The 25,079-nt window shown below is 43.5% G+C and carries 20 protein-coding genes and 4 pseudogenes; 12 read left to right on the forward strand and 12 right to left on the reverse strand.

All coding sequences use genetic code 11. The features are described 5' to 3' along the window. Positions 1–11: 11 nt before the first annotated feature. The 4 genes and pseudogenes from HCR01_RS05195 to HCR01_RS05210 form a co-directional block, all read right to left on the reverse strand. Positions 12–545, reverse strand: a pseudogene (locus HCR01_RS05195) (PstS family phosphate ABC transporter substrate-binding protein); the annotation flags it as partial. Positions 546–764: 219 nt separating this feature from the next. Continuing rightward, positions 765–935, reverse strand: a pseudogene (locus HCR01_RS05200) (4-Cys prefix domain-containing protein); the annotation flags it as partial. 154 nt (positions 936–1,089) lie between these two features. Continuing rightward, on the reverse strand, positions 1,090–1,380 hold the full coding sequence (locus HCR01_RS05205) for a hypothetical protein (RefSeq protein WP_193195122.1): 291 nt from the start codon (positions 1,378–1,380) through the stop codon (positions 1,090–1,092). Between the two features lie 69 nt (positions 1,381–1,449). Further along, positions 1,450–2,460, reverse strand: a complete 1,011-nt coding sequence (locus HCR01_RS05210; RefSeq protein ID WP_193195124.1) for a LysR family transcriptional regulator — start codon at positions 2,458–2,460, stop codon at positions 1,450–1,452. 207 nt (positions 2,461–2,667) lie between these two features. Here HCR01_RS05210 and HCR01_RS05215 point away from each other — a divergent pair, with 207 nt between their 5' ends. The 6 genes from HCR01_RS05215 (at position 2,668) to HCR01_RS05235 (ending at position 9,224) form a co-directional block, all read left to right on the forward strand. Then, positions 2,668–3,384: an NnrU family protein gene (locus tag HCR01_RS05215; RefSeq protein ID WP_193195226.1), complete on the forward strand. Its 717-nt coding sequence runs from the start codon at positions 2,668–2,670 to the stop codon at positions 3,382–3,384. Between the two features lie 175 nt (positions 3,385–3,559). Then, positions 3,560–3,685: a hypothetical protein gene (locus tag HCR01_RS39855; RefSeq protein ID WP_264299881.1), complete on the forward strand. Its 126-nt coding sequence runs from the start codon at positions 3,560–3,562 to the stop codon at positions 3,683–3,685. Positions 3,686–3,802: 117 nt separating this feature from the next. Next, the gene (locus HCR01_RS05220) at positions 3,803–4,189 is read left to right on the forward strand and encodes a thioredoxin family protein (RefSeq protein ID WP_193195126.1); all 387 of its coding nucleotides are present in this window, start codon (positions 3,803–3,805) and stop codon (positions 4,187–4,189) included. A gap of 264 nt (positions 4,190–4,453) precedes the next feature. Further along, positions 4,454–6,553 (forward strand): NAD(P)H-quinone oxidoreductase subunit 5, encoded by a 2,100-nt coding sequence (locus tag HCR01_RS05225; protein WP_193195128.1) that lies wholly within the window; start codon positions 4,454–4,456, stop codon positions 6,551–6,553. A 269-nt stretch (positions 6,554–6,822) separates the two neighbouring features. Then, positions 6,823–8,397: a photosynthetic/respiratory NAD(P)H-quinone oxidoreductase subunit D1 gene (gene ndhD1 / locus HCR01_RS05230; protein WP_193195131.1), complete on the forward strand. Its 1,575-nt coding sequence runs from the start codon at positions 6,823–6,825 to the stop codon at positions 8,395–8,397. 287 nt (positions 8,398–8,684) lie between these two features. Next, entirely contained in the window at positions 8,685–9,224 is a 540-nt protein-coding gene (locus HCR01_RS05235; RefSeq protein ID WP_193195132.1) for a hypothetical protein, read from the forward strand. A 139-nt stretch (positions 9,225–9,363) separates the two neighbouring features. On the opposite strand, the gene HCR01_RS05240 is transcribed toward HCR01_RS05235, so the two are convergent. After that, complete coding sequence (locus HCR01_RS05240; protein WP_193195134.1) at positions 9,364–9,561, reverse strand: type II toxin-antitoxin system HicB family antitoxin; 198 nt, start codon at positions 9,559–9,561, stop codon at positions 9,364–9,366. 315 nt (positions 9,562–9,876) lie between these two features. Here HCR01_RS05240 and HCR01_RS05245 point away from each other — a divergent pair, with 315 nt between their 5' ends. Together HCR01_RS05245 and HCR01_RS05250 are read left to right on the forward strand one after the other, a co-directional pair. Continuing rightward, positions 9,877–10,500, forward strand: a complete 624-nt coding sequence (locus HCR01_RS05245) for a hypothetical protein (RefSeq protein WP_193195136.1) — start codon at positions 9,877–9,879, stop codon at positions 10,498–10,500. A gap of 2 nt (positions 10,501–10,502) precedes the next feature. Further along, the gene (locus HCR01_RS05250; RefSeq protein WP_193195138.1) at positions 10,503–10,910 is read left to right on the forward strand and encodes a hypothetical protein; all 408 of its coding nucleotides are present in this window, start codon (positions 10,503–10,505) and stop codon (positions 10,908–10,910) included. A 208-nt stretch (positions 10,911–11,118) separates the two neighbouring features. On the opposite strand, the pseudogene HCR01_RS40705 reads toward HCR01_RS05250, so the two are convergent. The 4 genes and pseudogenes from HCR01_RS40705 to HCR01_RS05270 all read right to left on the reverse strand — a co-directional run bounded on the left by HCR01_RS40705 (position 11,119) and on the right by HCR01_RS05270 (position 13,629). Continuing rightward, positions 11,119–11,402: pseudogene (locus tag HCR01_RS40705) on the reverse strand (DUF5615 family PIN-like protein). Then, positions 11,399–11,629: pseudogene (locus HCR01_RS05260) on the reverse strand (DUF433 domain-containing protein). Before HCR01_RS05260 ends, HCR01_RS40705 begins: the two co-directional pseudogenes overlap by 4 nt. Before the next feature lie 219 nt (positions 11,630–11,848). Then, the gene (locus HCR01_RS05265; RefSeq protein WP_193195140.1) at positions 11,849–12,127 is read right to left on the reverse strand and encodes a LapA family protein; all 279 of its coding nucleotides are present in this window, start codon (positions 12,125–12,127) and stop codon (positions 11,849–11,851) included. A 62-nt stretch (positions 12,128–12,189) separates the two neighbouring features. Further along, complete coding sequence (locus HCR01_RS05270) at positions 12,190–13,629, reverse strand: phosphoglucomutase/phosphomannomutase family protein (RefSeq protein ID WP_193195142.1); 1,440 nt, start codon at positions 13,627–13,629, stop codon at positions 12,190–12,192. Positions 13,630–14,040: 411 nt separating this feature from the next. On the opposite strand from HCR01_RS05270, the gene HCR01_RS05275 reads away from it, so the two are divergent. Beyond that, the gene (locus tag HCR01_RS05275) at positions 14,041–14,895 is read left to right on the forward strand and encodes a PD-(D/E)XK nuclease family protein (protein WP_193195144.1); all 855 of its coding nucleotides are present in this window, start codon (positions 14,041–14,043) and stop codon (positions 14,893–14,895) included. Positions 14,896–15,005: 110 nt separating this feature from the next. Here the strand turns inward: HCR01_RS05275 and HCR01_RS05280 are convergent, their stop codons facing one another. Further along, complete coding sequence (locus HCR01_RS05280) at positions 15,006–16,676, reverse strand: transglutaminase domain-containing protein (protein ID WP_193195146.1); 1,671 nt, start codon at positions 16,674–16,676, stop codon at positions 15,006–15,008. Between the two features lie 287 nt (positions 16,677–16,963). On the opposite strand from HCR01_RS05280, the gene HCR01_RS05285 reads away from it, so the two are divergent. Both HCR01_RS05285 and recF read left to right on the forward strand, forming a co-directional pair. After that, the gene (locus tag HCR01_RS05285; RefSeq protein WP_193195148.1) at positions 16,964–19,822 is read left to right on the forward strand and encodes a cation-translocating P-type ATPase; all 2,859 of its coding nucleotides are present in this window, start codon (positions 16,964–16,966) and stop codon (positions 19,820–19,822) included. 223 nt (positions 19,823–20,045) lie between these two features. Beyond that, positions 20,046–21,167, forward strand: coding sequence for a DNA replication/repair protein RecF (recF, locus tag HCR01_RS05290; protein WP_193195150.1), 1,122 nt, complete (start codon positions 20,046–20,048; stop codon positions 21,165–21,167). 98 nt (positions 21,168–21,265) lie between these two features. Here recF and HCR01_RS05295 read toward each other — a convergent pair whose 3' ends face one another. Then, complete coding sequence (locus HCR01_RS05295) at positions 21,266–21,724, reverse strand: MgtC/SapB family protein (protein ID WP_193195152.1); 459 nt, start codon at positions 21,722–21,724, stop codon at positions 21,266–21,268. Positions 21,725–22,351: 627 nt separating this feature from the next. On the opposite strand from HCR01_RS05295, the gene HCR01_RS05300 reads away from it, so the two are divergent. After that, on the forward strand, positions 22,352–24,775 hold the full coding sequence (locus HCR01_RS05300; protein WP_193195154.1) for a putative PEP-binding protein: 2,424 nt from the start codon (positions 22,352–22,354) through the stop codon (positions 24,773–24,775). Between the two features lie 9 nt (positions 24,776–24,784). On the opposite strand, the gene HCR01_RS05305 is transcribed toward HCR01_RS05300, so the two are convergent. After that, a complete protein-coding gene (locus HCR01_RS05305) occupies positions 24,785–25,054 on the reverse strand; it encodes a hypothetical protein (RefSeq protein ID WP_193195233.1) in 270 nt (89 codons plus the stop codon). Between the last annotated feature and the right edge of the window lie 25 nt (positions 25,055–25,079).

The raw sequence follows: 25,079 nt of genomic DNA on the forward strand, positions 1-25,079 counted from the left end.
AATAGCAGGTGTCAGCGAATTTTGACAAACCCTGTTTGGGTAATCGGTTCCTGTCCCTGCTCAGTTAGCAGTAAGTTGGCATAGGCAACACCTGCTTGCTGCTCAGCTTGAACATTCTGTTTGACCACCACAAACAGATTGCGGGTAATCGAGTATTTTTCTGATTGGAAAGCCTCAATGTTCAATTTGTTCCGTTTACCAGGACATTCAAAAGGGAGGACAAATGGTTCTTGGTAGGGAGCAACATATTGCCCTTGCGTCCGCCCCAACGGCAAGGGCTTAGTTGAACACTGAGGAACTACCTCTGGCGCAGAAGCGTAGTAAATTCCACCAGGACTACTAGCTAATTTTTGCAAGGCTTGAGTGGTAGTTAAGATAATTTCACATTAGAGCCAAAAGCTTGACCACTCAAAATGTCCTGGGCAAAAAGTTCGACAGTACCGCCATCAGCGACGCGGCGGGAATAATGTTGGATCGGCACATTTGGCCCCCACCCGCCTCCAATTATTAAAACTGCCCTTATAAATTGACTTTAACTGGCTCAAAAAGTACTGCCTCTGTAGCTAAATAATTGTGACTTTATTGATATTGCTTAATTAAAAAAATTACCGCCGAGTATTGGGTATTTAGCTGCTTATTACACTATCTCAAAGTTATAACTTATACTATACGATAACTAAGTATCCTAGCTTTGCCACAGCGAGACTTGCGGGATTTAACCCATTAGCGCAGCAACTTGGTGCAGGAACGGGCTGCTGTGGTCAACCGCTTTTTCCCGATAGCTTAATTGGCACGTAGCGGCCATCTCGCATCAGCGCCTTACCACACATAGTACAGTATTTTTGCTGCGCTGTTTTCAGCGTTGTAATATCATCTAAATCCGCAAAATAGTTTTGTGAGCGTGGACAGCGTGGACGAGTGCAGTGAACTTCCATTTTTTTGTTCTTAGTCAGTTGTCATTTGTCAGTTGCCAAAAGTCAAGAGTTCTACTAATAACTACTGACTACTGAATGTCAGTTCACTCAACGGGAGTAACCGACTGATCGCCTTTGACGTCTCACGCCACTTGCACCCCTATAGAGAAGTAAGCTACGCACAGCACCGACCGTAGAAAAAGTTATGATGTTTAATGGCAAGCCGCTCCCAAAGTTCTGTTTGCCCACCGTACCCTTTTAGGAAAGTTAAGCTATGCATAGCATCAACTACAGGAGAAGTTCTGTTCGCCCAGGCTAGTCCAGCAAAGCCAGATGCTCTGATGCGGACGCTACGCGTAGCCTCTTTAAGGGTAGGGGTATGAGGATACGGCTTAGTTACGCTATTGCCTCTATCCGGCGTATCTTGCTTGAAGCTGTAAAAACTTCTAAAGAGTTCTTTTTGCATTTACGAAGCAAGCTGACTCTCAGACTTCTCTGTCTAAGTGACTAGCTTCTCTTAATGCCTGACAAAATTTTATACTCCTCCAGGGTTAGGTGTCGCTGCATCTAATGTAGCTACCACTATATTTTTTTGTGCTAATTTTAACAGATCTTGATTCCATCCAGGATTAGCAAACTGGGGCAAAATTTCCTGACTAAACGCTTCTGCGGCCTTGGATCTATAGCGATTGGGATTAAATATTAGCCACAGTGTTCGTTTGACCACAACGCCTTCAATGGGGGCACAGTGTAGAACGCCCATTTGTAACTCTTTAGCAATCGCCGATGTTGAAACAAAGGCAGCTCCTAAACCAGATTGCACAGCATTTTTAATTGCTTCAATGGAATTTAATTCCATTTCGACTTTAAAACGTCTTGTATCAATCTCACAGCGTCCTAGCACTTGGTCAATTACCTTGCGAATAGTTGATTGAGAATCTAAAGCAATGAATTGTAATTTATATAGGTCTTCTTTTTGGATTGTTTCAAGTTTGGCAAAGGGATGAAAGACAGGTAGAATCAGCGCTAGTTCGTCTTCAGCATAGGGAAGAATTTCCAATGATTCAGTCAGTTCACCTGGAATCTCTCCACCGATAATGGCTAGATCAACCTGTCCGTTAGCTACGCTCCAAGCAGTTCTCCGGGTAGAGTGGACATGCAATTGTACCGCCACATCTGGATATCTTTGTCGGAACATCCCAATCATTCTGGGTAAAAGATACGTACCGGTGGTTTGAGAAGCGCCGACAATCAAAGTACCGCCTTGGAGATTTTGTAAATCCTCGATCGCGCGGCAGGTTTCTTGACATAGGCTGAGGATTTTTTCCCCGTAGCTTAAGAGTAAATGCCCTGCTTCGGTTAATTGTGCACGACGTCCTCCACGGTCAAATAGGGGGACATCCAGCTGCCGTTCTAGATTTTGAACTTGCAAGCTCACGGCAGGTTGGGAGACGTAAAGACTATCAGCGGCGCGCTTGAAGCTCCCTTCTACGGCGATCGCTTTTAGAATACGTAACTGATCTAAAGTGAAAGGAAGGTCAGACATAAGGCTCAACCCACAAACTTTGAAAGGAGCGGTGGCAATAAATCAAGCTTCACAGCAATCAGCCGAGTGTGATTTATTGCATCTTAAACTTGAAGGCTTTACTCGAAAAAGACAGTAACACAACATCTTGACTAAAGTCCTCTTTTGAATACTTTGTGGTATCAGTGTACTAAATTCAGTTTTCTTGAAATTACTTTACCTATGTATATGATGCTGAATCCTTGGTTAACCCCCAGTCATTTTGTCATACTGGGGTTACTATTAGCTTTTGCGATCGCTCACAGTGGGGGCGCTGCTTTGCGCCCTTGGGCAGAAAAATATATTACACCAAGGCTTTACCGTGTTCTCTTTGCATTAATCAGCCTACTGTTGGCTGTGATATTAATTATTTACTTTTTTAACCATCGCTATGACGGTTTGGTGCTTTGGCAGGTGCAGGGAGTACAGGGGGTGCGGGAACTTGTTTGGATTCTATCAGCGATTTCGTTTTTGTTTTTATATCCTGCTACCTTCAATCTACTAGAAATTGCTGCCATTCAAAAGCCCCAAGTCCACCTCTATGAGACAGGGATTATTCGTATTACTCGTCATCCTCAGATGGTAGGACAAATAATTTGGTGCTTTGCCCATACTCTTTGGCTCGGTACTACCTTTACCCTAGTAACCTCAATTGGGTTGGTGTTACATCACTTATTTGGAGTTTGGCATGGGGATCGTCGCTTAAGCTACCGCTATGGAGAAGCTTTTGAAATTGTCAAACAACGGACTTCAATTATTCCCTTCAATGCAATTATTGACGGTCGTCAATCTATCAAATGGCAGGAATTTCTCCGTCCTGCCTATTTCGGAGTCGCCATTTTTGTAGCTTTACTTTGGTGGTCGCACCCTCTGTTGCTGGAAGCAACTAGTAGGATAGGATGGTAATTTTATAATGATCCCCAATATCAGTATGAGATAGAAAGTAGATGGAAGTTTGAGCTTATCAGCTGATACCAAATCAATGTAGGATGAGTTTAAACATCTATGAGTGGAAGTGTATTCAGTCGGTTTGAGATTTTATATTGGTAGTTGTTGGTCAGTGGTCTTTACTGGGGAATAAATGGCAGATCAGTCTAAATTTCCAGACAGCCACGGCAATCAGGAGTTAGAAATCCAAAAAAGCCAGCGCGACTTTCACGGTGGCTTTTTTGTCAGAGACACGTCAACGCGCTTATTTTTTGCTTAATTACCTGTGTCTTGCATTATCTGTGTCCTGAGATCATCTATCGGCGATTACTGGCTTGCCAATCCTTCAGTGCTGATAGCTAGTTTGATATAAAAACCCTATAATCCAAGAGGCGTCATGGTTTTTTCGGTTAGTGAGCGGACATTTACTCAAGAAGTTTTAGAATCTCCAATTCCTGTTTTAGTTAACTTTGAAGCACCTTGGTGTGGATTGTGTCGTATTATCCAGCCACTATTGTTGCAATTTAAAGCCCAATACGGACAGGAAATTAAATTAGTTGGGGTTAACGCCGATCAAAATTTTAAATTGTCTACTACCTATAAATTAAAGTCACTGCCAACTTTACTGTTGATTGAAAATGGTATTGTCCGGCATCGGTTGGAAAGTTTTCGCGGCAGAGAAGATTTACGTTTAGCTTTGGAAGAAATTAAAGTCAGCTACAGCAAAAGTCCTAAAAGCTACAACAGCCCAAAAACAGCAGATTTGGGATGTCGCTCAGCATAAAGAAACTTAACAGTCAATCGTCAATAGTCAATAGTCAAAAGTGAGTATTTAAACTCTTGACTATCGACTGTGGACGATTTAGTGAGTCGATCAAATCTAAAACCATGCTTAACACCCCACCCAATGGCCATTGGGTGGGGTATTTTATCCTAAAGGGTGTGTGTCACAATTATTAACAGTTCCGACTTGGACAGTTGCCTGCGACGGACACCGTCTAGAAAACTGTTCTACCTTAGTCAAGAATTCTAAAAGTAGGCGTCAGTGATGGAAGTAATCTATCAGTATGCCTGGCTGATTCCGGTATTACCTCTTTTTGGAGCAATGCTGGTCGGTCTAGGGTTAATCTCGTTGAATCAGGTGACAAACCGCTTGCGGCAGCTTAACGCTGTAGTGATTATTTCCCTGATGGGAGCGGCCATGGGGCTGTCGTTTGCCTTGCTATGGAGTCAAATTCAAGGACACGCGCCTTATATCCGCACCCTGGAATGGGCGGCGGCAGGTACTTTTCACCTGAGCATGGGCTACACTGTTGACCACCTGACAGCCCTAATGCTGGTGATTGTGACAACAGTAGCCTTTCTAGTCATGGTTTACACCGATGGCTATATGGCTCATGATCCCGGTTATGTGCGGTTTTACGCCTATCTCAGCTTGTTTGGCTCCTCAATGTTGGGTCTGGTGGTTAGCCCCAACCTAGTACAGATTTATATCTTCTGGGAACTAGTCGGGATGTGTTCCTACTTGCTGGTCGGCTTTTGGTACGATCGCAAGTCAGCAGCAGATGCCTGCCAAAAAGCATTTGTAACCAACCGCGTGGGTGATTTTGGTTTGTTACTGGGCATTCTGGGGCTGTTCTGGGCAACAGGAAGCTTTGACTTTGATGTGATGGGCGATCGCCTCGCACAACTGGTGCAGTCAGGTTCTATCAGCAATTTTCTCGCTGTTCTGTTTGCGGTTTTAGTTTTCTTAGGGCCTGTGGCAAAATCTGCCCAATTCCCCTTGCATGTTTGGCTACCAGATGCGATGGAAGGCCCCACGCCCATTTCTGCCCTAATCCACGCGGCAACGATGGTAGCAGCGGGTGTTTTCCTGATTGCCCGGATGTACCCAGTATTTGAACACGTCCCAGCAGCAATGAACGTGATTGCCTTCACTGGAGCGTTTACAGCATTTTTGGGGGCAAGCATTGCCATTACCCAAAACGACATTAAAAAAGGCTTGGCTTACTCTACCATTTCCCAACTCGGTTACATGGTGATGGCAATGGGAGTAGGCTCCTATAGTGCTGGACTATTCCACCTAATGACACATGCCTATTTCAAGGCGATGCTGTTCTTGGGTTCTGGTTCTGTAATTCACGGTATGGAAGGTGTCGTTGGACACGACCCCGCCTTGGCGCAGGATATGCGGCTGATGGGTGGATTGCGGAAGTATATGCCTATCACGGCGATTACTTTTTTGATTGGTTGCTTAGCAATTTCTGGTATCCCACCTTTTGCTGGGTTCTGGTCAAAAGATGAAATTCTAGGGAATGCCTTTGAGGCTAACCCATTTCTCTGGTTGATTGGCTGGCTAACTGCCGGGATTACTGCTTTCTATATGTTTAGAATGTATTTCTTGACATTTGAAGGTAAATTCCGGGGTAATGACGAAAAAATCCAGGAAAAACTCAAAAAAGCAGCCACAATTGTCCTGGAATTAGAATCGGCAGAACCAGTCCCGACATTTGGCCCTGGAGCAATGAAAAAAGGAGAATTGGCCGCAACAGGTGCTCACCATGACTCCCACGACTCTCATGGGCATCACAGCGATTCTCCTCATGAATCACCGTGGACAATGACTCTACCATTGGCATTGTTGGCTGTGCCTTCGATTTTGATTGGTTTGGTAGGGACTCCCTATGCCAATTACTTCGAGGAGTTTATTTTTCCTCCTAGCGAAACCCTCTCGGAAGTTATAGAAAAAGCTGCTGAGTTTAACCCGACGGAATTCTATGTCATGGCGGGGGCTTCAGTTGGAATTTCCTTAATTGCGATTACCTTAGCTTCGCTAATGTATTTGCGGGGTAAAATCGACCCAGCAGCAATCGCAGCTAAAATCAAACCACTTTACGAGTTGTCTCTCAACAAGTGGTACTTTGATGACATTTACCATCGAGTTTTTGTCATCGGCTTGCGTCGCCTGGCAAGGCAAGTCATGGAAGTTGACTTCCGCGTTGTCGATGGTGCTGTTAACCTCACAGGCTTTTTCACCCTTGTTAGTGGTGAAGGTCTGAAATACCTAGAAAATGGTCGCGCTCAATTCTATGCCTTGATTGTGTTTGGGGCTGTTTTGGGTTTAGTGATTGTCTTCGGTGTCACCTGATTTCAGTGTCGAGTCCTGAGTGAAGCGGAAAATTAGGAATCAGCAGCCCGCAGTACAATCTTTACTCAGCACGGGCTACGCCTCGCTACGCTAATAGCACTCATGACTCAACACTCTTAGGATGAAGGTAGGTAAATGCATATCCCTGCCTTCATCTTTATTTATTTTTCTTAAATCAACCTAACATTGAAGACCAAAGCCCTAAAAAGCTGCTAGTTAATAGCTAGTGACTTTTTGCTGAACATGATTTTGATAGCAGACGAATTGCGATGAATACAGCTAATTTTCCGTGGCTGACGACGATTATTCTGTTTCCAATAGCGGCGTCACTATTGATTCCCCTCATCCCGGATAAAGACGGCAAAACAGTGCGCTGGTATTCCCTGATCGTGGGGCTAATAGATTTTGCACTGATTGTTTATGCTTTTTATACCGGGTATGATTTCTCCAATCCAGATTTACAGTTGGTTGAGAGTTACCCTTGGGTACCGCAACTAGATTTGAATTGGTCAGTAGGGGCAGATGGCTTGTCCATGCCCCTAATTATTTTGACTGGATTCATTACCACGCTGGCGATTTTAGCAGCTTGGCCTGTTACCTTCAAGCCGAAACTGTTTTACTTCTTGATTCTGGCGATGTATGGCGGTCAGATTGCCGTGTTCGCTGTCCAGGACATGCTGTTATTTTTCCTGGTGTGGGAACTGGAATTAGTGCCGATATACTTTCTGCTGTCGATTTGGGGAGGCAAAAAGCGGCAGTACGCAGCGACCAAGTTCATTTTATATACCGCTGGCGGGTCGCTGTTCATTTTGCTATCTGCCCTGACAATGGGATTTTACGGCGATACGGTGACGTTCGATATGCGATCGCTCGCCCTCAAAGACTTCGCCCTCAATTTCCAACTTGCACTTTATGCTGGCTTCCTAATTGCTTACGCTGTCAAGTTGCCAATTATTCCCTTGCATACTTGGCTACCTGATGCCCACGGTGAAGCTACAGCCCCGGTACACATGCTATTGGCAGGTATTCTACTGAAAATGGGCGGTTACGCTCTAATTCGGATGAATGCTCAGATGTTACCTGACGCCCACGCTTATTTTGCGCCAGTATTGGTAGTTTTGGGGGTAGTTAATATTATCTACGCTGCCCTGACATCCTTTGCCCAGCGCAACCTCAAGCGGAAAATTGCCTACTCCTCAATTTCCCACATGGGCTTTGTTACCATTGGCATTGCCTCCTTTACCGATTTGGGATTGAGTGGGGCAGTATTGCAGATGGTTTCTCACGGTTTGATTGGAGCGAGTTTGTTCTTCCTCGTCGGCGCGACTTATGACCGGACACACACCCTGATGTTGGATGAAATGGGTGGTGTCGGCAAGAGTATGAAGAAAATTTTCGCCATGTTCACTGCCTGTTCAATGGCTTCTTTGGCGTTACCGGGGATGAGCGGTTTTGTCGCTGAGCTAATGGTGTTTGTTGGCTTTGCTACTAGCGATGCTTATAACCCTACATTCAAAGTCATCGTGGTCTTTTTGATGGCAGTTGGGGTAATTTTAACTCCGATTTATCTACTGTCAATGTTGAGGGAAATTTTCTACGGTAAAGAAAATGAAGAATTAGCTTCTCACCAAGCTTTGATAGATGCTGAACCCCGCGAAGTATTTATCATTGCTTGTTTGTTAGTGCCAATTATTGGTATTGGTTTTTATCCGAAATTGCTGACTCAGATGTACGACGCCACAACTGTGCAATTGACGGCAAGATTGCGTGATTCCGTGCCAACATTAGCACAGCAAACAGAAGCATCAAAGGTTTCTTTGAGTGCGCCAGAAATTGCTAATTAATTAGCGATCGCTAATTTAAATTACCATTCCTTTTAGGGCGGGTTTTGTACCTGCCCTTTTTTATGTATTTTTATAACATTCATCTAAAGGGCACAAGGTTTTATTGGCGTCTTGACATGAGTGAATGCTGCTTATAAATTAACCAAATTTTATAATTTTCGCTGCCTTAATGTTAATTGTTTTGCTCGTCAGGGAATTATATCTATAAAGCAACTTTTTGATTGACGGCACAAACCGTAAAAGCTTGTTGCTAAGTAAATTTGTTTACAAAAATCTTCATCAAAAACATGGAAGTTAAATTAGGATTCGGACAAACTCCAAAACCTCAATATGTCTTTGTTAGCAGAGAATCCGATCACTGTTGGTATATGCTCGCTGAAGATGAAAAACGCATCCCAATTTATGAGAGAGCTTTGACTGGAGTAATTACAGGAATAGAAGTAAATAAAACTGTTGAAAATACATTCAGGAAAGTTATAAGAACAGATTTGTATGTTTTGGCGGATAAACCTTATATTATCCGCTCAGGAAGTGATACCTACTTCTGTAAAGGCTTGTTACTATCTTTGGATGCCCTAACTTCCGAACAACTGCATCATCCACTCACTATTGCCGTTAGCCCTGGGGATAAAAAAGTAGTTTTCTGTAACATTTATGATCCAGTTACTTATCGTTCTGTAGGCGTTAGTTGGGATGAACATAAAGAATTTGACTGGCAGGCTTTAGGGCAAAAAATAAGTTCAAAAATTAATATAAATTACAATTCAACTCAAGAACAAATGCAAATATCTACCAATAAAATACCTGTTAACTCTGTACTGTTTTGATAGCTAAAATAGATACATATTTAGCATAATTAAATTGGACTTATGAGCAAGGAAAGGGGTATTTGCAGTAGAAATACGGCAAGCGATCGCACTCTCTTCAACTGACAGCATAAATATTGGGAATGCGATCGCTTTTAGTCTAAATCTTCTGCGGTGAGGGTTTCTCTGGGTAAATATCTTCCCGCTGGCTGGCGACTTCTAACCAACCTTGAATCGCATCTTGCAGCATGTCTAATAAATGTTCATAGCTGTTTACCCAAGTATGAAATCCAGGTAAAGCAGGTACGGAACCACACCACACACCGTCTTCTTGCCAGATAACTGCTTTAATTTTCATTGCCAATCATCTCCACAAGATTGCGACTAATATTTTAGCTTCAAACTGAGTGCGATCGCTCGTCCGCCCGCTGCACTTAGGCACTAAAAACAAATAAGGATTAGCAACTGCATTCATCACAGCCTCAAATTTACGCTTCCTGAATTGTTGCTTATCGGGTGTTTCTGGGAAATATGGGTATAAGGCGATGCCTTTGGGCGCTTTGTTGACTTTATCGAACGAAACATTGGTAAAGCAAAACAAAGCGAAAAGGAGTTTTTAGAGGGGCTAGAAGGAATTACAGTTGAGCAAATCAAAGAGTACAAAACTGCCGCAATGGAAGCTGAACAGTTTTTCCAAGGAGGAGCTAAGGCTATTGGGGCAGCAGCAGGATATAGTGGTGCAATGGGTCTTGCTACCTCTGTAGGAGTAGCGAGTACTGGAACGCTTATAGGAGGGCTTAGCGGTGCCGCAGCATGGAATGCAACTCTAGCATGGCTGGGTGGTGGCTCATTAGCTGCTGGTGGAGGAGGTATGGCTCTTGGTTCTCTTGTGTTAGGTGGTATCACTGTTGGCCCCGCTGTCCTGATTGGAGGTTTTGTGCTTGCTGGTGAAGGTGATAAAGCATTGACAAAGGTGCGGGAGTACGATGCTGAAGTCAACATTGCGATCGCTAAAATTGCAGCAGCAAAAGACTTTATGCAGCAAGTCAAACGCCGGATTACGGAGTTGATGGATTTGGTTGAATCTCTCAACTATCTTGCTGTTTTGGGTCTTAGCGAACTTGAATCACTAGCATCATTTGATAAAAACAGGGATATCACTAAATTTCAACAGCTAGGGCTTTTGGTCAAGGCGCTTGTAGAAATCATGAAAACTCCTGTTTTAGATACTGAAGGGCAGATTAATCCTGCTACTGTGACTATCCAAGCCAAGTATCGTACTCTGGGAGACAATTAGGAATGTCAGTAAAGAAAGTTGCCAAAGTAGTAGTCAACGAAGTGATAAATCCTGCTGAATATTTACAGCAAATGGTTTCGATTTACACCGATTACCTGAAGATTGCTGAACAAGAACAGACAAAACGACGAGAAATAGATGCTTGGGAAAACGAAATAATCACCAAGATTAATGCCCAGCGAGAGTTGCTGATGGCATATCTAGATTGCTCTTTTGATGAACGTGCAGAAAACTTTCGTGCTTTATTTGCTGTCGTTGATAGTGTGATCGCATCAGGTAATAATGACCAATTAGCCCTCACCTTAAATTCAATTACAGAAATTGCTAAATCAAGCCCTTTTAAAGACTTTGCGAACTTAGCTTCTGTTCGTGCTGCCTTAGATGATCCAGATCACGAATGGACATTTTGATTTTATAACAGCGCGATCGCTCTTTCAAAGCACTAAAAAAACCTGCTAACGCAGGTTTTTTTGTGTATTCTCAGGTTTCAGTCTACAGACACTCAGAGATAATGGCGATCGCCTACCCATTCCCCATAGCTAAAATTACACTCAGTTTCCACACTTTGCAAGGCTAATATAGTATCAAAACTCCCAAATTTGGATTTTTTTCAAAAGCTTATATATCCTCTAAATGCGATCGCAAAATGTCTTCAATTTGATTGGTTGAACAATTGCCACGATGAATCCAGATCACTTTAGGTGGAAATCCTCGCAAAATACTCAACTCATTAAAATCAGCTTTGTTACAACAGTAAATCCACTTTGTCGCGCATACTCCCACACACTTTGATCATCTGCTTTATCCAAACCTATGAGAAAGAGATGCTGAGAATTTGGGTAAATATCAGCCAGTTGATCTACTAACCGAGGTGATAGGTTATGGTCAAAAAGTAACTTCATGCTGGCATTGTCAGCATTTGTCTTTCTCTATCAGCGGCATAGCTTAAACAAGCTAAAATGTCTTCTTGCGTCAAATAAGGAAAGTCATCAAGCACTTCTTCATATGTCATACCAGAGGCAAGATATGATAAAACATCATATACGGTAATTCGCATTCCTCAAATACAAGGCTGACCACCTCGTTTTCCTGGCTCAATAGTAATAATATTTTGATACGGCACAGCCATAAAAATCAATAGTTAATTGCCTATAAAGCTTGTAATTAGTGACTACTTCTTAACGTAGCACTACTTGAAATAAAACATTAGCGATCGCCCATCCGTTGCATTGAGATTTTAGCCTGTGGCAAGTGCGTAGGCGTAGCCCGTCGTAGACATCGCTCTTTCAAAGCATCAAAAAAAGCCTACACAGACAGGCTTTTCTTTTCGTATAATTTGGCTGACGCTTCAAAAATCTTCATCATCAACAAAAAATTCAGCGTCGTCTTCCAATCGAGAATTACCCTGTCGAGAACCAGCTAAACCCCAAAATGGTTGTAGCACCGCCATGCTGATTAATCCAAAACCAGCACTAAAAGCTAGTACCAAACCTGCTGGTATCTGAATCGATTGAAATGTTAAGAATTTTAAAGATACGGGTGTGGCATTTTGGACTGAAATAATTGCGATCGCTACTACCCAGATAGCTACAACTAGGGATATCAAAAAAGGAGCCAGAGTTTTCATAATTAGTCCCAAGTTATGACTCCCCTTTCCGTTGACAAAGATGGGTTAGGGGTGAAGTTCTTCTAAACTGCTACTGCTTCTAGCTTAGCAATCACGCTCTCCATCTCTTGAGCGATTTGGGTGAGTTTTTCAAGAGAGTTGGTTTCTAGGTAGGCACGTACTAGGGGTTCTGTACCGGAAGGACGCAGTAAAATCCAGCTACCTTCTTCCAAATAAAGCTTAATACCATCTTTACGCCCCACTTCTTTGACTTTAATCCCTACAACTTCTGTAGGTGGGTTTCTAGTAAAGGAGTCGATGACAGCGACCTTGTGAGACTCAGTGAGGTGCAAGTCAAGACGGTTGTTGTAAAGCGGGCCATCAGCTTCGGCGATCGCTTCTTTGACGAGTTGACTTAGGGGTTTGCCTTCGTAGGCGATCGCTTCTGCCACCAGCATATCGGCTAAAATACCGTCTTTTTCAGGAATATGTCCAATAATACTCAAACCGCCTGATTCTTCTCCACCAATTAGTACAGCAGTTTCCCGCATTTTTTCGCCGATATATTTAAACCCTACTGGTGTCTCATAAATCGGCAACCCGTATTTTGCTGCGAGATTATCTAGTAAATGAGTTGTAGCAACAGTGCGGACTATTGCACCGCTTTTACCTTTGTTTTTTATTAAATGACGTGCTAAAACTAGCAGCACAGTGTTAGGAGTGAGGACGGTTCCTTGTTCATCGACAATACCAAAGCGATCGCTATCTCCATCCGTTGCCAAACCTAAATCTGCTTGATCGCGGCGTACTGCTTCCACTAACCCAACTAATTGCTCACCTTTGGGTTCTGGCATACCGCCGCCAAATAGTACATCCCTCCAAGTATGGAAACTTTCTAAGTCAGCATTACTATGTTGCAAAACTTCATCTAGATAACCGCGAGAGGTAGAATATAGCGCATCATACTTAACTTTCAACCGAGCATCCTTGATTCGTTCTATATCCAGTAGGGTGTAGAGAAATTTCAGATAGTCTGGTTTCGGATCGAAAATGGAAATTGAACCTGATGGACTGCTGCCGGGCAGGTCATTCGATGCACCTTTTATATTTGCCACAATAGTATCAGTAATTTCTGGAGTGGCAGGGCCAGCATAATCGGGGATATATTTAATTCCACAGTATTGTGCTGGATTATGGCTAGCAGTAAACATCAACGCCCCAGCCGAATTCAAGTGACGCGCGTTGTAGGCAATTACTGGTGTGGGGCAATCCCGATCAGTAATTTTAACAGTCCAACCCAAGTCAGCCAATACTAAGGCTGCGGTGTTGGCAAACTGGTCAGCTAAAAACCGAGTATCGTAGGCAATGAGTACTGGTCTATCTTTTCTATAGGCTGTTTCTAAGTAACTGGCGATCGCCCTTACTACTTTTCGCACATCGGGGAATGTAAAGTCATCGGCAATAATCCCTCGCCATCCATCGGTGCCAAATATTATCCTGCTGGAATTGCTACTAGCGCTCATTGCCACTTTCTCCCGTTGATCATCGTTAGTATTTAGGAGGCTTCTCGCAAAGCTTGTGTAGCAGCAAGTATTCTCAAAATTCTGTTCTTCATACTCTTACAGGAAAGCAAGCTACCCGTAATGTGTCGTAGAGAAGATGTTGGCATACCCTAATAGGAAAGCAAGCTACAAAGCAGCACCGACCCAAGTAGAAGACAAGCTATCGACCACTGAACTTTTGAGCGTGATGCAGGTCTTGTTGACCAACCATTTTTCCAAAACGGTTGCTTTGTGTTCCAAGAGCAAAAGGGAAAGTCAAAAAACCTTGTTCTTCTAGAGAGTGATACAGACCATCAAGAAAGCTTCTGTTCAGAGTTCTTATAAGCCGCTCTAACTTCTCCCCACCGTATTTTCTCTCACTGTTCCTTAGCAATGTCAACCCCTGATCGACCTTTTGCCAGTTATCACCTTTGGTCTTTAGTTGCCCCAGCGACGGGGCAAGAGCGCTGGCATTGCCAGATGAGACGGGGGTTTGTCAAAGCAAGGCAACACGAACCACAAGTCAAAGCGCTTTTAGCGCAAGCCACTGCACCTCAGCGGATTGGTATACTTGCCCAAAAAGGCGTTTATGAGTTTCATCATCACAGGCATCTGTTGAACCAATCAGATGGTGTAGAAAAAGTTGCCCAGCTACTAAAATTAAGCAACTCAAGTGATCAAGTCCAGCAACGGGTGCTACAAATCTTGAAAAAATACCACGATTCTCCGTTGCTTTTGAATAAAAATATTATCCAATTAACTCCGGGCGATGAAGGTTTTCCTAAACCGATTGTAATTGAACAAGAGGATTATTGCTTTCGCTTATATGCGGCTATGGACTGCGTTTTCATTGAGTCTGATAGCACTTTACATATTATAGATTTCAAAACTGGTAAGTCGGCTTTTGACCGACGACAGGCATTAGTTTATTTATTGGCTGCTCGTTATCTTTATCCTGGACGGCACGCTGTTGCATCATTCTATAATTTAGAGATAGGTAAAGCATCTGAGCTGATTAGCATTAATAATAGTGAATTAGAATCTTTAGAATTTGACTTAGCTAATATAGCCCACAAGCATCAGCACGATTTGCATAAATATCAGGAAAAAACTAGTAATTTTAGTAAAATTTTTCCCCCAAATCCTGGATCTCACTGCCGCTTTTGCCCATTTAGCTCTATCTGTGAGTTTGGAGATTTTAAGCCGTCTTATTCACATCCACTGCCAAGTTTGAAAGCTAATAGTTAATTGGGGGATGAGCGGATTAAGGACTCTTTAAGAAAGGGAAAAGGTTAAAGGTAAAGGGTATAGTTTTTCCCTTTACTCCTTTCCCTTTTCCCAATGCCCAATGCCCCAGTTTAAAAAGGTGGCAATTCTTTGAGAATCGTAAACCGAATATGATTAATCGCCAAATCGCCAATAGGTACATCTTCTTTTGTTAGCCGTGTACCTTGACTTGTCACGGTTTCAAAAGAAATACCTTTGCCAATTTCAATGTGATACCAGCATAAGCCCATAAAAAAGCGCGTGGGATAGGGCCCAGCGTTCCCAACATCATCAGGATTCGATTCCATTGGCAACCAGCCAAAATTCGGTACGTAGAACTCAAGCCAAACATGATTAAAGTCGGGTTGCAGAGGAACACCCTGGTGTTCGCTATAAGGAGGGCATTTGTATCTACCTACAGTGCGGCAGGGGATGCCATTCAAACGGCATAGAGCAAGTAAAACACCCACATATTCACCACAGGAACCAATGCCCCGCTCTAAAACTATATCGGGTGTATCAATGTAGGGTTTAATGCCATATGATAATTCATCGTAGACGTAGTTGCGGATGCTGTACATTTTCCGCAGCACATTAGTTTCAGTACCAATTGCTTCACGGGCAGCACGGCGGACAATGGGAGTATCCATTGCTAAATCGTCATCATCTACCAAATAGCGAGTTTGCAATTCTGGTGAAAGTTCGGGAATATCTTCTACATCTCTAGGCGTAATGCGATATTTAATTCCTCGAACTTCTAAAAGAGCTTTCCAGCCAAATATGTGCCGTTCGCCTGGAGTGAGGGCATCAAATTTAAATACTGCTACACGTTGCCCGTCTATAACTTCTTCGGTAAAGGGTAAACCTATAGATTCAACGTGTTTCACTTTTTGACGCTCAGTTTCGGATGGAAGGGCAATGCGCCATTCGACTTCTGGTAAATAAACCTCGTCTAAGGGAGCAATTTCCTCGGCATAGGACATTTCAATGAGATAGCCATTAGAGAGAGCGTAATGCTTATCTGGTTCGTAATGATAATACAGAGGGTGAATAAAAGTACGATCGCGGTAGGTTAGCTCATGATTCGGGTCTGCATTTGGGTTATCCCGGATATAAGGCTCCTCAGAGGCATAAGCGATGTAGAGACTTTCCTGACTTGTATCGCCATTTCTATGTATTGCTATCCCTGTTGGGCATTCAAACGGCGTCAGAACACTGAATTGGACTTCTCCTGTTGCCCTGTCCATCGCATAAACTGTTTGTTCTGTGCGATCGCAAATCCAAAGCGTTTCCTGGCTGACTGCTAAATTTTCTACTCCAACCCCAGGAGCATAGAACCTAGTTATCTCTTTTCGGGTATCGCGGTCAAAAACCAGAATGTAACCTAATTTTTGGGAGCTAACATAGACTGTTGATTCCCAAACAGCAACGCCGTCAGCCGGATAAGGCAATGTAGTAAAATGTTCTAGACCTAAAGCTGTGAACGTGCATAAATAAACACTTTGATCACGAGTCACCCACAGAGTGTCTTCCCACACCGCTAATCCAGTGACATCGGTAAATTCATTTACTTGATGGGGATTGATAATTTTACTGTTGTCAGAAATGGGATCAATCTCCAGTAGATGTCCCTTAATACTGTCAATAGCAATGAGTCTATCTTTAATGAAAGCAATGCCACACAGGGTAGCAGCAGTCAGCGGTCGAATTATTCTTTGCCCAAACATTTGGCTGGCAGTCAAACTGGGGGGTGCAAAACTCATATTAAGCATATTTATTTAACGGTTTAGCACGCCTAAAATTAATTGTGGCATACACTCTGTAACCAAACTTTAAACTTCTATTACTCACAATTATCGGTACAATGTGTTCCGAAAAACTCCTTCGTGAGAAATAACACTAAGTCAAAAGTAGACAAATTTGCAAATGTTAAGAATTAAATCAATACTCGTTTAGCTCAGTAACGGCTTTAATGTAACTTTAGTTGATGGTTTTCCATGCATCACTAAATTATGATCGAATTTTGTAACCATTTCCTGTGACGTACACGATGTCTGCTAATTCTCTGCCTGAAGGTGCCGCCGTTTGGCATAGTTTAGAAGTTGATAAAGCGCTAGACCTGCTTGATAGTAATGCAGACAGTGGCTTAACACCTCAAGAAATTCAACAGAGGTTGCAAAAATACGGCCCCAATGAACTAGAAGAAACTGCTGGCCGTAGTACTTGGGAAATTTTGCTCGATCAGTTCAAGAACATTATGTTGTTGATGCTGATTGGCGTAGCTCTGATTTCCGGGTTTTTAGACCTCATGGCTTGGCGAGCAGGCGACTTGAAGCCTGGCGAAGTGCCATTTAAAGACACGATCGCGATTATGGCGATTGTGATTCTCAATGGCATACTCGGCTATGTCCAAGAAAGCCGTGCCGAAAAAGCCTTGGCAGCTCTGAAAAAGCTGACCTCTCCCTTAGTGCGAGTCATGCGCGACGGCAAACTGGTGGAGATAGCAGCTAAGGAACTAGTCCCAGGGGATGTGATGCTGCTAGAAGCTGGGATGCAGATAGCCGCAGATGGACGCTTGATCGAACAGTCTAATTTACAAGTGCGAGAGTCAGCACTGACGGGTGAAGCCGAAGCTGTGAATAAACAGGCAGCTTTAAAATTGCCCGAAGAAACAGATTTAGGCGATCGCATTAATTTAGTATTTCAAGGAACTGAAGTAGTCCAAGGACGAGCCAAGATTCTGGTGACTAACACTGGAATGACAACAGAACTGGGCAAAATTGCTGCCATGTTGCAGGCGGTGGAAAGTGAACCTACCCCCTTGCAGCAGCGAATGACGCAACTGGGGAACGTCCTAGTTACAGGTTCGTTGATTCTTGTCGCGATCGTTGTGACTGCTGGTGTTGTCCAGGCAAGAGGTTTTAGCAATATCCAAGAACTCTTGGAAATTTCCTTGAGTATGGCGGTTGCTGTAGTACCTGAAGGTTTACCTGCCGTGATCACCGTCACCCTGGCGCTGGGAACTCAGCGAATGGTGCGCCAGAATGCCTTGATTCGCAAATTGCCAGCGGTGGAAACATTGGGTTCTGTAACCACCATCTGCTCTGATAAAACTGGCACTCTGACTCAAAATAAAATGGTGGTGCAATCAGTTTTCACCAATGACAAGACTTTTCGTATCACGGGAGAAGGTTATGCTCCTACAGGAGATTTTCAGTTAGATGGTCAAAAAATTCCCGTAGATGAGTATCCAGAAATTTCAGCTTTGTTAGTTGCTTGTGCTGTTTGTAATGATTCTGTACTGCAACAGAACAATGGGCAATGGATGATTTTGGGAGATCCCACAGAAGGTGCATTAGTAACACTGGCGGGAAAAGCTGGAATCGAAAAAGACCAGTGGAGCAGTAAATTACCCCGCGTTGCAGAGTTTCCCTTTTCCTCAGAACGCAAGCGAATGAGTGTGATTTCTCAGGTGGAGGAAGTAGCGTCAGGTGGATCGCCTTTGACTGCGGTTGACCCTGCGATCGCTAGCTTTTTACAATCTGAACGTTACTTAATGTTTACCAAAGGTTCACCAGAGTTAATCTTGGGACGCTCAACTCTCGTTCATCTGGGCAATCAATCAGCCCCCTTGACCGATGAACAACGCCAGCAAATTCTGGTAGAAAATGACCAAATGGCAAGTAAAGGCTTGCGAGTACTAGGTTTTGCCTACAAACCCTTTGCGGAAGTTCCACCGGAAGGTTCAGATGAAACATCTGAGCAAAACTTGGTATGGCTGGGATTGGTAGGAATGTTAGATGCGCCACGCCCCGAAGTCAGAGCAGCAGTACAAGAGTGTCGTGATGCAGGTATTCGCCCAGTCATGATTACTGGCGACCACCAGTTAACAGCAAGAGCGATCGCTACAGATCTAGGAATTGCCCAAGAAGGCGATCGCGTCCTTACAGGTCAAGAATTGCAACGAATGAGTGACCAAGAACTAGAGCAAAACGTTGATCTAGTGAGCATCTATGCAAGAGTCGCTCCAGAACACAAACTGCGAATTGTCCAAGCGCTGCAACGCCGAGGCAGATTTGTAGCCATGACAGGTGATGGCGTCAACGATGCCCCAGCCCTCAAACAAGCTGACATTGGCATTGCAATGGGCATCACCGGCACAGATGTGAGCAAAGAAGCCAGCGACATGGTATTGCTTGATGACAACTTTGCCACCATTGTCACTGCTACGAAGGAAGGTAGAGTTGTTTACACTAATATCCGCCGCTTTATCAAGTACATCTTGGGTAGTAACATCGGCGAAGTGCTCACGATCGCCGCTGCGCCTTTAATTGGTTTGGGAGGCGTTCCCCTAACCCCCTTGCAAATTCTATGGATGAACTTGGTAACAGATGGTTTACCAGCTCTCGCCTTAGCTGTAGAGCCCCCAGAACCAGATGTCATGAAACGTCCGCCTTTTAGTCCCCGCGAAAGTATTTTTGCCAGGGGGTTGGGTTCTTACATGATTCGCATTGGCATCATTTTTGCTATCATCAGCATTTCTTTGATGTGGTGGGCTTATAACTATACCCATGCAGCTGGGTATCAGGGGAATCCCGATACTTGGAAGACAATGGTATTTACTACGCTGTGTATTGCCCAAATGGGTCATGCCATAGCCATTCGTTCCAATAACCGGCTAACCATTGAAATGAATCCCTTCTCGAATATCTTTGTATTGGCGGCTGTTGTTGTAACAACAATTTTGCAGCTGATGCTAGTTTACGTTCCACCTCTGAGAAATTTCTTTGGCACTCACTGGCTAAGTCCAACGGAGTTGGGGGTTTGTATCGGCTTCAGTGCCTTGATGTTTGTTTGGGTGGAATTGGAGAAGCTATTTTTGCGGTTTATGGGCAAGAAGGCTGTGTGATGGGGTATTGGGTATTGGGGAAAGAGAAAGGGGGAAAGGGTAAGGGGTAAGGGGGAAAAGGAAAAACCATCCCTTTCCCCTTTCCCCTTTAACCCTTCGGGTGACGCTCCTACATCGCTAACGCCAGTTGCTTGGGTCGGGCTAACCCTCCCGCAGCACTGGTCTCACCTTTTTCCCTTCTTAAGAGTCCCTAGTCCCCAGTCCCCAGTACCCAATCTCCACTATGTACCTCAAAACTCTACACCTGAGACAGTTTCGCAATTACCAAGAGCAAAAGGTTGAGTTCGCTGCTGCCAAAACAATTTTGGTAGGTAATAACGCTCAGGGAAAGTCTAACTTGTTGGAGGCGGTAGAGTTGCTGGCAACATTGCGATCGCACCGGATGGCACGCGATCGCGATTTAGTCAAAGAAGGGGAAGCCATAGCCCAAGTTAATGCCACTCTTGAACGGCAAATGGGTGTTAGTGAACTGACATTAACTCTCCGCCGCAATGGTCGCCGTAGCGTTGCAATTAATGGCGAATCTGTACGCCGTCAAATGGATTTTCTTGGCGTTCTCAATGCAGTACAGTTTTCCAGCCTGGATTTAGATTTGGTACGCGGTGGCCCGGAAGGTCGCCGCAACTGGTTAGATACTCTCTTAATTCAACTAGAACCAGTTTATGCTTACATTTTGCAGCAATATAACCAGGTATTGCGGCAGCGCAATGCTTTTTTAAAAAAAACTCAAGACTCAGCACCCAGCACTCAGCACTCCGAACAATTAGCCGTGTGGGATGCACAGTTAGCTACCACAGGAACACGAGTCATTAGACGACGCGATCGCGCCATCCGGCGATTAGCTCCCATCGCTACTGCTTGGCACGCCAGTATCAGTGGTAGTACAGAAGTTTTGCAAATCAAGTACACGCCCAGCATTCCTTTAGAGGATAATCATCCAGAAGAAGTACAGCAAGCTTTTTTAGAAAAAATCCAGCAACGAGCTGTTGCCGAGCTTCACCAAGGTACTACTCTTGTTGGCCCCCATCGCGACGAAGTCGAATTAACTATTAACCAGACACCTGCACGTCAATACGGTTCTCAAGGTCAGCAAAGAACGCTGGTTCTAGCCTTAAAATTAGCAGAATTACAACTAATTGAAGAAGTCGTCAAAGAGCCACCACTGCTATTACTTGATGATGTTCTCGCCGAACTAGATCCATCCCGCCAAAATCAATTGCTTGATGCTATCCAAGACCGCTTTCAAACCCTGATTACTACCACTCATTTAAGTTCTTTTGATTCGCAGTGGTTAAATTCCTCACAAATTCTTTTTGTGAAGGCAGGAGAAATATCACTAAAGTAGTCATTAATTAATCACCAATTACAAATAATAAAAAGAGAAGCCGACGCACCCTGCGGGATCTCGCTACAGACTTCTCTGTTATTCGTTTATAAGATTGACTATTGACGTTTTTCTAATCTTTTAAAAACGTTGAGAACCAAAAAAGTTAGCACAGCACCAATTAATCCTAACTGCCACAAACCACACCCAGCAGCTATTCCCAAAGCAGCTGAAACCCAAATAGCCGCGGCTGAGGTCAGTCCTTTAACTTCAAGTTGATGTGATTGTTGAGAAGAATGGCTTACAATTTCTCCAGCACCAAGAAATCCCACGCCAGCGGCAATACCCTGTATCACACGACTTAGAGCATCAGGACTAGATTGCAATCCATCTATTTGCAAAGGTATAACGGTAAAAACGGCTGAACCAAGACTTACTAGGATATGAGTTCTCAATCCAGCTGGTTTACGCCTAGCTTCGCGCTCTAAACCGATAATTGCTCCGATAAGCAACGCAATGCACAGCCTAAAACTAATATTTAGCCAATCATTACTTGAAAGGTAGAAAGTACTTGACAATGCTTGATTTAAATATAGGTATTAATATCTTAAGTTAAATAGGAATCTATTTCAATAAATACTGTAAAAATATTCCTTCCGTTTATGGAGTTTACTAAAACAATCTATATCTCTTTTGGATTAATCCCATTGGAAAATACTTTTTAAAGTATCAATCAACCTCCTCTATTTGTTCAATTTTTCTAGCGAAGGCGTTATTTTTGCCAAGAAATATTTAAGTAATCAGTTATGCCAAAAGTCTTTTAATGCTTAGATAGCAAGAGTTTTAACTTTATTGAAAGGTTTTTTAGTTATTTAAAATGATTAACCGAGAATATTTTACCTCAAATGGTTAACTTTAATCATACACTCAATAGTTAAATACGATATTGCTATGTACAACTTGCTCGAACAACTAAACCACTCATAACAGGGAAGGAGGTGAATGAAGTAAAAAATTGGTTGATAAAGGAGTTAAATGACAGTGAGACATCATTTAACTAGCAATTAATCACTAATTAAGTTGGCACAATTAAACGTAAATGTTGGAAACTCGTCCTAGTAAGTAGTCAGTGGATTTATGGCTGACAATTTACCAGGAGGCAATGGCTGTGGCTACAAACTGACAACTGACAACTAACAAATTGAGTGGACAAACTTTATTGGCTTGACCAAATTAAACTACAAGACCGCGCCGAAGTCGGTGACAAAGCATTTTACTTGAGCAGAGTGATGCAGCGTGGCTATCCGGTAGTGCGTGGTTTTGTAGTTTCAGCAGAAATTTTGCGACAATTTCTCGAAAATCTCAACAGTTCCGAGTCATTAATTGCTGACTTACCTTATTCTTCGTTGCACTTGGATGTAGCCAATTGGCGTCAACTTCAGCAGGTGGCTGGTCGCTTGCGTCAGGAAATTATCACTGCGAATGTGCCACCACAGTGGGTAAGTGCAATTTTCAAAGCGGCTAGAGAATGGCCTACTGGCTGTTTGATTTTTCGACCCACTCTGGCTGTATCAACAACTACCCAGGTTAAGGCGAATGTATCTGGGTTGTTGGAGTCAGTATTTTGTCATTGTGATCACGAAGATATTGCCCTTGCATTAAAGCGTACTTGGAGCCAGCTATTTCGTGCCAGAAGTCTCCTATATTGGCAGAGGACAGGAATTAATTTGCAACAAATTAATTTAGCGGTGTTGGTACAACCTGTTGAAAATGCGATCGCCAGTGGCGTATTTAACGCTAACTCCTCTGGATGGGAAATTAAAGCTACTTGGGGATTAGGAATTGCGATCGCCCACGGCGAAGTATTACCAGATGTCTACTATATTCAAAAGGAAACTGGGGTTGTACTAGAGCAACATCTAGGCAATAAAATGCTAGCTTATCGTGTTGATAATGAGACACCACTAACTGTTTCGCAGCACGTACAGAAGTCAGTGTTAACACCAGATCACACTTGTCTAGTTGCCTACCTACTTGAAGAATTCCAACAAAAACAATACGCTTTACAAGAAGAATACTTGCAACAAGTAATTGCTCTGGGGAATCAATTAGCGAGTGAGCTAGGTAAAGAGTTTACCATTAAGTGGACTATCGCTCAGGAAACCCCAAATACCAAGCTTTACATTACACAAGTTCTTGCTCCCCAATCTGTAATTCCCAATATGCACTTCATCAAGGGATTAGGAGCGGCAGGAGGACGTATTATGGCGACTGCCCATGTGATAATCAATTCACAAAAAAAACCAGAACAACTACCCAAGGGAGTAATTTTAATAATACCAACTATTACACCTGATTGGCTACCGTTACTTCAACAAGTTGCTGGTATTATTACCGAACAAGGAGGATTAACCAGTCACGCTGCGATTCTGGCCAGAGAATTGGGCCTTGTAGCAGTAGTGAGCGCGACATCTGCCACAACTCTAATTAAAACTGGCGAACGACTACTAGTAGATGGCGACAGGGGAGAAGTTTATCGGATTAGAGGAGACGGAAATGGGGAAATGGGAAGAGGGGGACAGAGGGAGAAGGGGAGAAGGGGAGAAGGGGAGAAGGAAAGAGGGGAAGAAAATTTTCTTTTCCCTTATTCCCCCGCTCCTCCATCTCTCCATCCGATTACTCCTTACTCATCCATGAATGCTACACAATTGCTGGTTAATTTGAGCCAGTCCAACTTGATAGAGCAAGTGCAAAACTTGCCTGTAGATGGGGTAGGATTGTTGCGTTCAGAGTTGATGATATTAACCATATTAGAGGGGCAACATCCCAATAGTTGGGTTTTAAGCGGGCGTCAGATAGAATTATTAGAACGCTGGTCGGAGCAGATTATGCAGTTTGCTCGTGCTTTTGCACCAAGACCTGTTTTTTATCGTTCTTTAGATTGGCGATCGCAGGATTTACCATCATTGAGTGATGATATGCAATTTTCACCGCAGTCAATGTTGGGTGAACGTGGCACTTTTAGCTATTTACGAAATCCCGCAGTGTTTGAGTTGGAATTGAAGGCTTTAGCGACTGTACAGCAAGCTGGCTACAGCAATATCCATTTACTATTGCCTTTTGTTCGGACTGTGGAAGAGTTTGTCTTTTGTCGCCGCAAAGTTGAGCAAGCAGGGTTAAACGAAGTGTCCCAGTTTCAACTGTGGATGATGGCAGAAGTGCCCAGCGTACTATTTTTACTCCCAGAATATGTCAAAGCAGGTGTAGCCGGGATTTCCATTGGGACAAATGACCTGACACAATTATTGCTGGGAGTGGATCGGGAGCATGGACAACTAGCAAAAGTATTTGATGAACGTCAGCCGGCGGTAATGGGTGCGATCGCCCAACTCATCCAAATGGCCCAAAGTGCGGGTATACCTTGTTCAATCTGCGGTCAAGCACCAGCCATCTATCCAGAAATCATTGATAAGTTGGTGCAATGGGGCATTACTTCTATTTCTGTTGAACCGGAAGCAGTGGCGCGAACATATCAGGCGATCGCTCGTGCTGAAAAACGCCTGATTTTAGAAGTGGCGCGACGTGAATTGGGAGAGGGGAAGTGGAAGAGTGGAAGATTAAAGGAGTAATTTGGAATTTTACTTAATATATCCAGTTTCGCGTAAAAATTTACGTAAATCAGCAAAGTACTTAGTGCGATCTCGTCCTTTATAAGCTTGCTGTACACGTTGCCAACCATCCTGTCCTTGACCCAGCATATATTTATTTGCCAAGTAAGGAGCTAAAAAGCCTTTGCCGTCATCACCTTGCTTCCGCGCTTCTAACCCACATTCCGTAGGTCTATCAGTTGAGAAGATAATATTTTCTGCAAGGCGCACCAAGAAACTGTAGAATCCATAGTCGTTCATCAGTAAGATTGGCAATGTGCTTCAA

It is taken from the genome of Nostoc sp. MG11 (assembly GCF_014904695.1).
Lineage (GTDB): Bacteria > Cyanobacteriota > Cyanobacteriia > Cyanobacteriales > Nostocaceae > Komarekiella.

Bases quoted from the DNA above. Each gene is read 5' to 3' on its own strand.
- HCR01_RS05265 (WP_193195140.1), bottom strand. From the start codon at position 12,127: ATGAAAACTCTGGCTCCTTTTTTGATATCCCTAGTTGTAGCTATCTGG.
- HCR01_RS05275 (WP_193195144.1), top strand. From the start codon at position 14,041: ATGTCAACCCCTGATCGACCTTTTGCCAGTTATCACCTTTGGTCTTTA.
- HCR01_RS05205 (WP_193195122.1), bottom strand. From the start codon at position 1,380: ATGCAAAAAGAACTCTTTAGAAGTTTTTACAGCTTCAAGCAAGATACG.
- HCR01_RS05245 (WP_193195136.1), top strand. From the start codon at position 9,877: ATGGAAGCTGAACAGTTTTTCCAAGGAGGAGCTAAGGCTATTGGGGCA.
- recF (WP_193195150.1), top strand. From the start codon at position 20,046: ATGTACCTCAAAACTCTACACCTGAGACAGTTTCGCAATTACCAAGAG.
- HCR01_RS05280 (WP_193195146.1), bottom strand. From the start codon at position 16,676: ATGAGTTTTGCACCCCCCAGTTTGACTGCCAGCCAAATGTTTGGGCAA.
- HCR01_RS39855 (WP_264299881.1), top strand. From the start codon at position 3,560: ATGGCAGATCAGTCTAAATTTCCAGACAGCCACGGCAATCAGGAGTTA.
- HCR01_RS05210 (WP_193195124.1), bottom strand. From the start codon at position 2,460: ATGTCTGACCTTCCTTTCACTTTAGATCAGTTACGTATTCTAAAAGCG.
- HCR01_RS05240 (WP_193195134.1), bottom strand. From the start codon at position 9,561: ATGAAAATTAAAGCAGTTATCTGGCAAGAAGACGGTGTGTGGTGTGGT.
- HCR01_RS05220 (WP_193195126.1), top strand. From the start codon at position 3,803: ATGGTTTTTTCGGTTAGTGAGCGGACATTTACTCAAGAAGTTTTAGAA.
- HCR01_RS05285 (WP_193195148.1), top strand. From the start codon at position 16,964: ATGTCTGCTAATTCTCTGCCTGAAGGTGCCGCCGTTTGGCATAGTTTA.
- HCR01_RS05215 (WP_193195226.1), top strand. From the start codon at position 2,668: ATGATGCTGAATCCTTGGTTAACCCCCAGTCATTTTGTCATACTGGGG.
- HCR01_RS05235 (WP_193195132.1), top strand. From the start codon at position 8,685: ATGGAAGTTAAATTAGGATTCGGACAAACTCCAAAACCTCAATATGTC.
- HCR01_RS05225 (WP_193195128.1), top strand. From the start codon at position 4,454: ATGGAAGTAATCTATCAGTATGCCTGGCTGATTCCGGTATTACCTCTT.
- HCR01_RS05305 (WP_193195233.1), bottom strand. From the start codon at position 25,054: ATGAACGACTATGGATTCTACAGTTTCTTGGTGCGCCTTGCAGAAAAT.
- HCR01_RS05250 (WP_193195138.1), top strand. From the start codon at position 10,503: ATGTCAGTAAAGAAAGTTGCCAAAGTAGTAGTCAACGAAGTGATAAAT.
- HCR01_RS05270 (WP_193195142.1), bottom strand. From the start codon at position 13,629: ATGAGCGCTAGTAGCAATTCCAGCAGGATAATATTTGGCACCGATGGA.
- ndhD1 (WP_193195131.1), top strand. From the start codon at position 6,823: ATGAATACAGCTAATTTTCCGTGGCTGACGACGATTATTCTGTTTCCA.